Annotated in this window: 6 protein-coding genes; 3 read left to right on the top strand and 3 right to left on the bottom strand. The window is 67.3% G+C overall.

Annotated features, from left to right (window positions below):
* Together K8V11_RS08410 and K8V11_RS08405 are read left to right on the top strand one after the other, a co-directional pair.
* On the top strand, positions 1-407 hold a 407-nt coding region (locus tag K8V11_RS08410; RefSeq protein ID WP_303912697.1), incomplete at its 5' end, for an amidase family protein.
* Positions 408-412: 5 nt separating this feature from the next.
* On the top strand, positions 413-1,090 hold the full coding sequence (locus tag K8V11_RS08405) for a GntR family transcriptional regulator (protein ID WP_303912694.1): 678 nt from the start codon (positions 413-415) through the stop codon (positions 1,088-1,090).
* A gap of 10 nt (positions 1,091-1,100) precedes the next feature.
* On the opposite strand, the gene K8V11_RS08400 is transcribed toward K8V11_RS08405, so the two are convergent.
* Positions 1,101-1,355 (bottom strand): hypothetical protein, encoded by a 255-nt coding sequence (locus K8V11_RS08400; protein WP_303912689.1) that lies wholly within the window; start codon positions 1,353-1,355, stop codon positions 1,101-1,103.
* A 153-nt stretch (positions 1,356-1,508) separates the two neighbouring features.
* Here K8V11_RS08400 and K8V11_RS08395 point away from each other — a divergent pair, with 153 nt between their 5' ends.
* A complete protein-coding gene (locus K8V11_RS08395; RefSeq protein WP_303912686.1) occupies positions 1,509-1,976 on the top strand; it encodes a DUF4334 domain-containing protein in 468 nt (155 codons plus the stop codon).
* Positions 1,977-2,055: 79 nt separating this feature from the next.
* On the opposite strand, the gene K8V11_RS08390 is transcribed toward K8V11_RS08395, so the two are convergent.
* Both K8V11_RS08390 and K8V11_RS08385 read right to left on the bottom strand, forming a co-directional pair.
* The gene (locus K8V11_RS08390; protein ID WP_303912683.1) at positions 2,056-3,519 is read right to left on the bottom strand and encodes an NAD-dependent succinate-semialdehyde dehydrogenase; all 1,464 of its coding nucleotides are present in this window, start codon (positions 3,517-3,519) and stop codon (positions 2,056-2,058) included.
* The coding region (locus K8V11_RS08385; RefSeq protein ID WP_303912678.1) for an FAD-binding and (Fe-S)-binding domain-containing protein at positions 3,516-5,283 on the bottom strand (1,768 nt) is incomplete at its 5' end. The genes K8V11_RS08385 and K8V11_RS08390, both read right to left, overlap by 4 nt.

Below are 5,283 nucleotides of genomic sequence, written 5' to 3'. Positions count from 1 at the left end.
CGCTGCAGCGCTACAACGGGTTCACCGCGCAGGATTTCCTCGACGCGACGGCCGTGCGGATGTCGCTCGGCAACAAAATGGGCGCGCTGCACGAGAGCTACGACCTCCTCGTCACCCCCACGATGCCGATTCCGCCGTTCGAGATCGGCTCGGATGTGCCGCCGAATTGGCACAGCCCGGATTGGACCTCGTGGACGCCGTACACCTATCTTTTCAACATGACTCAGCAACCAGCGCTGTCCATTCCGTGCGGGGCGACGTCGGCGGGCCTGCCCACCGGAATCCAGATCGTCGCCAAGCGTTTCGATGACCGCGCGGTGATGCGCGCCGGGGCCGCCCTCGAGCAGGCGCTCGGCAACGTCGTCCCGCGGCCGCGCGTGCACGCGTGCTCGACGGGCGGGGCGTGAACGTCGTGGCCGACGACTCCCCCGGCGAGCTCGGCGGTTCCCTCGAACCGGTCGTGCAGGAATCGACGCCCGCGCTGATCGCCCGGTCGCTGCGCCGCGCGATCTCGTCGGGCGAGTTCCCGCCGGGAACGCAGCTCGGCGAGGCGGCCCTGGCCCGCCAGCTCGGGGTCAGCCGCGGACCGCTGCGCGAGGCAATGCAACGGCTCACGCAGGAAGGTCTGCTCGTCTCGCACCGCAATCGCGGGCTTTTCGTCCCGGATCTGACGCCGGAGGCCGTATCCGATATGTACTTGCTGCGTCGCGCGATCGAGCGTTCGGCGATCCAGCAGGTTCTCCAGCTCGGCGTCGAGGCCGAGGCTGCCGACGCCCTTGATGCGGTGGTCGACCAGATGGCCGGCATTTCCGAGGGCACCGACTCGCCGGAGATGGTGGCCGCGGACCTCGATTTCCACCATGAGCTCGTCGAGGCTGCGCGCAGCGATCGCCTCTCGCGCGTGCACGAGACGGTGATCGTCGAGACCTCGATGTGCCTGCGCGCCATGCAATCGAAGTATGGCCCCGGCGAGGATCGGGTCGCAGAGCACCGCGAACTCGCCGCCGCGATCCGCGCCGGCGACCTCGAGCGGGCGTGGGCCGCGCTCGACGAACACATGCGCGATGGCCTCGCTCGACTGGAGTCCTAGCAGTTCGCGGCTACATTCCGTTGTCGTCTGTGCAATCGTTGAACAGGCAAAAGGCGATCGAGCCGCCGTAGATCGACAAAATCCAGGGGTGGGCGGAAAGCTCCCCGGAATTGGTGATGATGGATTCGAGAACGTCCGTCTGGATCGAGCCCTCGAGAGCATTGGGGGCGGGCTCTTGCGCGCTCGCGGGCGACGCGGACATCGCCATCGCCATTGCCGCAGCTCCCGCCACCGCCGCTGATCGTGCCCACATTGAATTTCGCATTCCGAACTCCTCGATTGGTTCCACTGCTTGTGTCCTGAGACACACTTCCTATATCGGCCCTCCTGAATTGCCGTTAACAAATCTGGCGGGGAGACATACACTCTGTTTCACCAAAATCAGATATACGCAGTGCGGAAAATCTAGCCTGGGGCCATGAGTACACGTGAACGTTTCGACGAACTCCGCGATGCCGAATCGCCGACCGCCTCGCAACTCGACGAGTTGTGGGCCGATCTCCAGGTCGCCAAGGTCGAGGACATGCTCGGGCACTGGGCCGGCGGCGATTTCGCCATGGGGCACCCGGCGTCTGCGCTGTTGGAGAAGGTAAAGTGGCACGGCAAATGGTTCGACGCTCCGCTCGACGTGAGCCCGATCGTCGTGCGCTCCGACGACGGCGGAACCGAGGCCAACGCGGCGGCCGCCGGCGGCGGGGCCGCGAGCGTATGGTCTATCGAATTCCGTGGCGAATCCACGGCCACGATGGTCTACGACGCAATGGGGGTGTTCGACCACTTCAAGAAGGTCGACGACGACACCGTGGTCGGCATCATGAACGGCAAGCTCGAATCCGTCTTCGGCACGGACGAGCTCTACTACTTTTGGCTCGAACGCGAAAAATGAGGGAGCGCGCGCATTAGCCGCGCGCACTCCCTCGACATCCCGATGGGGCTGGGCCAGACCGGTAGCCGCTATACCTGCGTTATCGCACAGGAATCGCCACGTACTTCGACTCGACGAATTCTTCGATTCCGGTGAGCCCGCCCTCACGACCGAGCCCGGATTGCTTGATCCCGCCGAACGGCGCCGCCGGGTTCGACACGAGCCCGGTGTTGAAACCGACCATGCCCGCTTCGAGCTTCTCCGAGATCGTGAAACCGCGGTCCACCGACTCGGTCATCACGTATGACACGAGGCCGAACTCGGTACCGTTGGCGAGCTCGATCGCCTCATCATCGTTGTCGAACGGGATAAGCGCGGCCACGGGCCCGAAGATCTCGGTGGTCATCAACTCCGCTTCCGGGGAGACTTCGGTGAGCACGGTCGGCGGGTAGAAGTAGCCGGCGCCGGACGGGCGCTCGCCGCCGCACAGGACCTGCGCGCCGCGCTCGACCGCGTCGCCGACAAGCTTTTCCACCTTGTCGACGGCCTTGCCCTCGACGAGAGGCCCGACATCGGTGCCGTCCTGCGCGCCATCGCCGACCTTCAGCCCCGACATCCGCTCGGTGAGCTTCGCGGAGAATTCGCTCATGACGTCGCGGTGGACGAGGATGCGGTTGGCCGCCGTGCACGCCTCGCCCATATTGCGCATCTTCGCCGCCATGGCCGCATCGACGGCGACATCGAGGTCCGCGTCCTCGCACACGATGAACGGCGCGTTGCCGCCGAGCTCCATCGAGGTACGAAGCACGCCTCGGGCGCACTGCTCGAGCAGCAGCTTCCCCACAGGTGTAGAGCCGGTGAAGGAGAGTTTGCGGGCCTTACCCGAATCGATCCACGGTTCGACGACCGAGCCCGCGGACGTCGTGCACACGATGGACAGCACGCCGTCGGGAAGTCCGGCCTCACGCAACAGTTCCACCATGTATAGGGAGGTCAGCGGTGTGAGGTTGGCCGGCTTGTAGACCATCGTGCAGCCGGCGGCGATCGCCGGACCGATCTTGCGGGTGATCATCGCCAGCGGGAAGTTCCACGGCGTGATGAGGATGCACGGCCCCACCGGCTCCTTGGTGACGATGAAGCGGGTCTTGCCGTCCGGGCTCTTGCGCGCGTCACCGGAGATGCGCACCGCCTCCTCTGCGAACCAACGGAAGAACTCGGCCCCGTAGTTGACCTCGCCCTTCGATTCGGCGAGTGGCTTGCCCATCTCCGTGGTCATTAGCAGGGCAATCTCGTCGGCACGAGAGATCATCAGTTCGTAGGCGCGGCGCAGAATCTCCGATCGCTCGCGCGAGGGAGTCGCCGCCCACTCGGCCTGCGTGGCCGCGGCGACGTCGATCGCCTCAAGGGCATCAGCCTCTCCGCCGTCAGCAAGCGTGGCGATGACCTCGCCGGTGGCGGGATTCTCCACGTCGAATGTGGCCGACGACTTCGCATCACGCCACTTGCCCGAGATATGGATTCCGGTGCCGAGTCCTTCGATGATGTCGGCGACGTTGCGGGTCATTGCTGGCCTCCTGGGGGTCGATTCTCGTGAGTGGTCAAGTGCGCGGCATGTGCGCCGGCGGGATCCGGGTCGAGCAGTTCGAGCAGGTGGGCGCCGCGGCGTCCTGCGCCGCCGGCGGCCCGGGTCGTGGGATCTGTCGCGGACAAGTGGGCGACTTGGGCGTGGCATGAGAACCCGTCCGTGAGGATAGGCGCGTCCGAGTGCTCGCGCAGCGCGGGCGCGAGCGCCTGCTCGGCGACCGCATCGGCGACGTCCTCGTGACCAGCGGTAAAGCCGAAATCCCCCGCGATCCCGCAGCAACCGGTCGCTTCGACCACGCTCCCCACACCCAGGGCTGAGAGCGTCTGGCGCTGCACCCTGTTGCCGAAGGTGGCGTACTCGTGGCAATGCGTTTGCACGATGACGGCGGACGGCGCCTGACCGCCCGGCCACGCCGGCGCCCTCCCCTGCGCGGCGAGGTCGCCGATATGGCCCGCAGCCGAGCGCACGCGTGCGGCGACGCGGCGGGCGCGCGCGGCCTCGGCAACGTCGATCCCGTCGTGCGCCTCGCTCACCAGCCGTGGAAGCTCGTCGTGCAAGGTCGCGGCGCAACTCGGTTCGACGACGACGATGGGCACCTCGGCGCCGCCTTCGCCCCGCACCTCGTCGAGGAATTCCGCGGTCTTACGAAGGGTGCGCCGGGCCGCGCCGAGCCGGCCGGTGGTGACGTGGGTGAGCCCGCAGCAATGCTCGGCGCTACACGCGACCGAGGAGTGCGCCCCGCCGAGCGCGCGCGCGGCGGCGCCGGCGACCTGCGGCCGCAGCCCGCGCGTGAACGAGTCGATAAACAGCACTACTTCTGTCGAATTCCGCAGCGCGTGGGGCGCGGCCTTCGGGTCCTTCGTATGCCACACCGAGGCCGGCACGCGCCCCATCTCCGCGCGCACATCGGCCGCTCGCGCGAACTCCGGGAGCGTCCGGTTCTTGCCGAGCCCGCCTGCCCGCGCGCCGAGCTGCCCGAGCCGAGTCCGTAGCACGCGGTTGAGGAGCCCGGCGAGATAAGGGGTCACCTTGAGCCACAGCGGCAGCAGCCCGAGCGAGTAGTGCGCGAGCGGGCGCAGGCGCCGTGCGTAGTGGTGCGAGAGAAACTCGGACTTGAACGTCGCCATGTCCACGCCGGTCGGGCAGTCCGAAGAACACGCCTTGCAGGACAGGCAGAGCTCGAGCGACTCGGCGACCTCGGTCGAGGACCAGTCGGCCTCGATGCGCTCGCCGCGAATGAATTCCTGCAGCACGCGGGCACGTCCGCGCGTGGAATCCTTCTCGTCGCCGGTGGCGCGGAAGGACGGACACATCACCCCGCCCGAGCTCGTCCGACAGCGGCCGACACCGATGCACGCCTGCACCGGATGCTGCCCATCGCCCGAGGTGAGCAGGCCGAGGTCACGGTGTCCGATGCCGGCGAGCGCGAGATCCGCGTCCATTGGCCGCGTCTCGCGTAGCCCGCCGGGAGCGAGCAGACCGGCCGGATCCCACACCCGGACGAACCGCTCGAACGCACCCAGCATCTCCGGCGAATACATGATCGGCAGCAGCTCCGAACGCGCCCGCCCGTCGCCGTGCTCGCCGGAAAGGGAGCCCTCGTACTTGACCGCCAGGTGCGCGGCGTCCGTGCAGAAGGCGCGGAATACGCCGCGCCCGGCGCCTGAGCGCAGGTCGAAATTGATGCGGATGTGCATGCATCCCGCACCGAAATGGCCATACATGACGCCGGTCAGTCCGTGC

Origin of the sequence: Dietzia timorensis (genome assembly GCF_020742175.1) — a bacterium.
GTDB lineage: Bacteria > Actinomycetota > Actinomycetes > Mycobacteriales > Mycobacteriaceae > Dietzia > Dietzia timorensis_A.
Note: the sequence above shows the minus strand (reverse complement) of the source record. Positions and strands in the feature narration are given on the sequence as shown.